At 69.8% G+C, this 4,385-nt stretch carries 3 protein-coding genes; all 3 read right to left on the bottom strand.

What is annotated here, in order from left to right; genetic code table 11:
• Positions 1–70: 70 nt before the first annotated feature.
• Positions 71–1,348 carry an ABC transporter permease gene (locus ABZU46_RS31165; protein ID WP_354863276.1) on the bottom strand — a complete coding sequence of 426 codons (1,278 nt, stop codon included), beginning with the start codon at positions 1,346–1,348 and terminating at the stop codon, positions 71–73.
• Between the two features lie 3 nt (positions 1,349–1,351).
• A complete protein-coding gene (locus ABZU46_RS31160) occupies positions 1,352–2,710 on the bottom strand; it encodes an ABC transporter permease (protein ID WP_354863275.1) in 1,359 nt (452 codons plus the stop codon).
• A partial coding sequence (locus ABZU46_RS31155; RefSeq protein ID WP_354863274.1) for an ABC transporter ATP-binding protein occupies positions 2,707–4,385 on the bottom strand: 1,679 nt, incomplete at its 5' end. The genes ABZU46_RS31160 and ABZU46_RS31155, both read right to left, overlap by 4 nt.

Here is a 4,385-nt window from a genome sequence, read left to right as displayed (position 1 = left end):
AAGAGGTTTGCGTCAGGAAAGTCGTCGATCCTGACGCAAACCTCTTGATCACCAGAGGGGTGGGTGGGGGTCAGCCCTTGATGTACGGCTTGCCGTCGGCGGCGGGTGCCCGGACCCGGCCGACCAGGCCGGCGACCGCCAGGATCGTCGCCAGGTAGGGCAGCATGGCCAGGAACTGGCTCGGGATCACACTGTTGATGGCACCGAGGTAGGTGGCGAGCTGGTCGGCGAAGCCGAAGAAGAGCGCGGCGAGCAGCGCCCCGGTCGGGTTCCACCGACCGAAGATCAGCGCGGCCAGCGCGATGAAGCCCTTGCCGCCGATCATGTTCTTGGTGAACGAGTAGAGCGCCAGCGTGTACGACGCGCCACCGATACCGGCGACCACGCCGGCCAGCAGCACGTTGCGGTAGCGCACCCGCAGCACCTTGACCCCGAGCGTGTCGGCGGCGATCGGGTGTTCGCCGACCGACCGGGTCCGCAGCCCCCAGCGGGTGCGGAAGAGCCCGATGTGGATCACCAGCACCAGCAGCAGGCCGAGATAGAGGAAGATGTTGCCGCGGAACAGCGCCGGCCCGAGCACCGGGATGTCCTTGAGCAGGGGGATCTCCCAGTTGCTGAAGCGCGGCGCGCTGTTGTACTTCTCCGCGTCGGTCTGCATCAGCCGCTCGTAGAGGAAGCCGGTGACGCCGACCGCCAGCAGGTTCAGCACGATACCCATGACGACCTGGTCCACCAGGTAGCGGATGGCGAAGACGGCCAGCAGCAGCGAGATGAACGCGCCACCGATGGCCGCGGCGACCAGACCCACCCAGACGCTGCCGGAGATGCTGCCGAACAGCGCGCCGCTGAACGCGCCCATCAGCAACTGCCCCTCGATGGCCACGTTGACCACGCCGGACCGTTCGCAGAGCACGCCGGCGAGCGCACCGAAGATCAGCGGCAGGGCCAGGATGAACGTGCCCCGGATGATGTTGACCAGCGGCATGAAGTTCTGCCCGGCGGGCGCGGCGGAGACCTGCCAGCAGAGGAAGGAGAGCACGAAGGCGACCAGCCCGACGCCGAGCACCGGCAGGAACCAGCGCTTCGGCACGCCGGCGAGCAGGGCCGCGCCGGCGGCGATCGCGATGATCCCGAACAGGATCGCGCCGATCGTGCCGTTGATCTCCAGCGCGGCACCGGCCGCGTCGTCGCTCAACGTGAACCGGGCCTCCTGGTCGGTGGCGAGCGCCCCGAACAGCACCGCCGCCAGCAGACCGAGCGCCGTCAGCGTGAGGCCGACCTTGCGGGTACGGGTCCAGAAACCCTCGTCGACGCCGACCGCGACGTCGGGGACAGCCATGGTGGACATGCGTTACCAGCCCTTCGCCAGGCTCGTCTGCAACCGGGCGGCCCGTGCGGCCCGGAGCTGGAAGATCGCCTTTACCAGGGCGGGTGCGGCGATGAAGATGACGATCAGTGCCTGGAGCACGGTCACCAGCTCCAGCGAGATGCCGGAGTACGACTGCATCCGGTTGCCGCCGGCCTGGAGCGCACCGAACAGCAGCGCGGCGAGCAACACCCCCCACGGCTTCACCCGGCCGAGCAGCGCCACCAGGATGCCGTCGAAGCCGATCTGCGCCACCACCAGCGGCGTCAGCGCGCTGGCGGTCGAACCGAGCACCATGTTCGAGCCGCCGAGACCGGCCAGGACCCCGGAGAAGACCATGATCAGGATGTACGTCCGGGTGACGCTGATGCCGGCCGTCCGCGCGGCGTCCGGGTTGGCGCCGACCGCGCGCAGCTCGAAGCCGAGCGTCGACCGGTTGAGCAACCAGGCGACCGCCCAGGTGGCCAGCACGGCGAGCAGGATGCCGGCGTGCACCCGCAGGTTGTCACCGAGCAGGCGCGGCAGCTGGGCGGAGGTGTCCACCGCCTTGCTGATCGCGTCGGTCCGGGTCGGGTCCTGCACGCCGTTCTGCACGATGAGCCAGGTCAGGAAGTACGTGGCGACGTAGTTGAGCATGATCGTGTTGATCACCTCGTGCGCCCCGGCGCGGGCCTTGAGGATGCCCGGGATGAAGCCCCAGATCGCCCCGCCCAGCGCGCCGGCCAGCACCGCCACCAGCAGGTGCAGGCCGGGCGGCAGCGGCAGCAGGAAGCCGGCCAGCGCGGCCAGGATCACGCCGATGGTGGCCTGACCCTGCGCGCCGATGTTGAACAGGCCGCCACGGAAGGCCAGCGCCACCGCCAGGCCGGTGAAGACCAGCGGCGCGGCGTACGTCAGCGTCTCGGAGATCGGCGCGAGCACGGCCTGCCAGCCGTTGCTGCCGTTCACCCAGCCGGAGAACGCCTCGGGGTCGAAGATCGAGCCCTTGAACAGATTGGCGTACGCCTCGCTCACCAGCGTCCAACTCGAGTTGAGCGCGTCGGCCGGACGGGCGGTGATGTAGGTGTAGGTGTGCAGCACGTCCGGGTCAGACACGATCATCAACACCGCGCCGACGACGATCGCCAGCACCAGCGACAGCAGGGTCACCGTGAAGGTGTTGGCCGCCCAGAGGTTGTCCAGGAAGAGCCGGCCCAGGGACGGCTTCGGCTGCGGCTCGGGGGCCTTCGGCGTGGAGGTCGTGCCGGCCCGCTCGGTGTTGCCGAGCGCGTTCTGTGCCGCCTGCGCCTCGCTCGCCGGCTCCTTGTCCGGAGAGCCCGACTGCGGATTGGGGTTGGTGGTCATGCCTCGTCCTCGCTCGCGGGGCCGTCGGCGCGCGCCGGACCCCCGTCGGCCGTGCCGGCCGCGTCCGGGTGGATGCCGGCCATCAACAGACCGATCTCCTCACGCGGGGTGTCCGGGCCGACGATGCCGATGATCCGTCCGCGGTACATCACCGCGATCCGGTCGGCCAGCCCGACCACTTCGTCAAGCTCGCTGGACACCACCATGACGGCGGTGCCGACGTCCCGCTCGTGGATGATCTGGCTGTGGATGAACTCGATCGACCCGACGTCCACGCCACGGGTCGGTTGGGCGGCGATGAAGAGCTTCAGCGGCCGGGACAGCTCCCGCGCCACGATCACCTTCTGCTGGTTGCCGCCGGACAGGGTGCCCACCGCCGCGTCCGCCGACGAGGTACGGACGTCGAACTGCTCGATCCGCTCCCGCGCCGACGACGCGATGGCGTCCGGCTTGAGGGCGAGCCCGGCACCGAACGGCGGCCGGTCGTAGATGTCCAGCACCAGGTTCTCGGCGACGCTGAACTCCTTGACCAGGCCGTCCACGCTGCGGTCCTCGGGCACGTAACCGACGCCGGCGCGGAGCACCTTCTTGGTCGTCCAGCCGTCGATCCGGTCGCCGCCCAGGCTGACCGTGCCGGCGAGCACCGGGCGCAGGCCCATGATCGCCTCGATCAGCTCCGTCTGGCCGTTGCCCTGCACGCCCGCCACGCCGAGCACCTCGCCCGCGCGGACGGTCAGGTCCACGCCGTCGACCGCCCGGACCTGCCGGTCGTCGTCGACGACCAGCCCGGCCACCTCCAGCACCGGCTCGCCCGGTGCGGCCGGCGACTTGTCGACGGTCAGCCGCACGCTGCGGCCGACCATCAGTGCGGCGAGCTCGTCCCGGCTGGTCTCTGGCGAGGCCGTGCCGACGGTCTTTCCGCGCCGGATCACCGTGATCCGGTCGGCGATGGCCTTGACCTCGCCCAGCTTGTGGGTGATGAAGACGATCGACTTGCCGGCCGCCTTCAGCGACCGCATGACCGTCAGCAGGTCCTCGGTCTCCTGCGGGGTGAGCACCGCGGTCGGCTCGTCCAGGATGAGCAGGTCGACGTCGCGGGTGAGCGCCTTGACGATCTCCACACGCTGCTGGATGCCGACCGGCAGATCCTCGATCACCGCATTCGGGTCGACCCGCAGGTTGTAGCGCTCGGACACCTCGGTGACCTCGCGCCGGGCCCGCCGCCGGTCCAGGAAACCGGCGATGCCGCCCCGGACCTGCTCGGCGCCGAGCATGATGTTCTCGGCCACGGTGAAGACCGGCACCAGCATGAAGTGCTGGTGCACCATGCCGATCCCGGCCGCGATGGCATCGGACGGGCCCTTCAGCTTCAGCGGCGTGCCGTCGACCAGGATCTCGCCCTCGTCGGGCTGGTAGAGCCCGTAGAGCACGTTCATCAGGGTCGACTTGCCCGCGCCGTTCTCGCCGAGCAGGGCGTGAATCTCTCCAGGCTCCACCGTCAGGTCGATGTGATCGTTGGCGACCAGATCACCGAACCGCTTGGTGATGCCGCGCAGTTCGAGTCTCAGCGCAACCTCCTGGAGTGCGAGCGATGGTGCAGCGTAGCTGCCGGTCGACCGGGCCGGACCAGGCCGGTCACCGTGGCGCGCGATCCGGCCGCTCCGGCCCCACGGGT

The organism is Micromonospora sp. NPDC005197, assembly GCF_040608295.1.
Classification (GTDB): Bacteria; Actinomycetota; Actinomycetes; order Mycobacteriales; family Micromonosporaceae; genus Micromonospora.
Note: the sequence above shows the minus strand (reverse complement) of the source record. Positions and strands in the feature narration are given on the sequence as shown.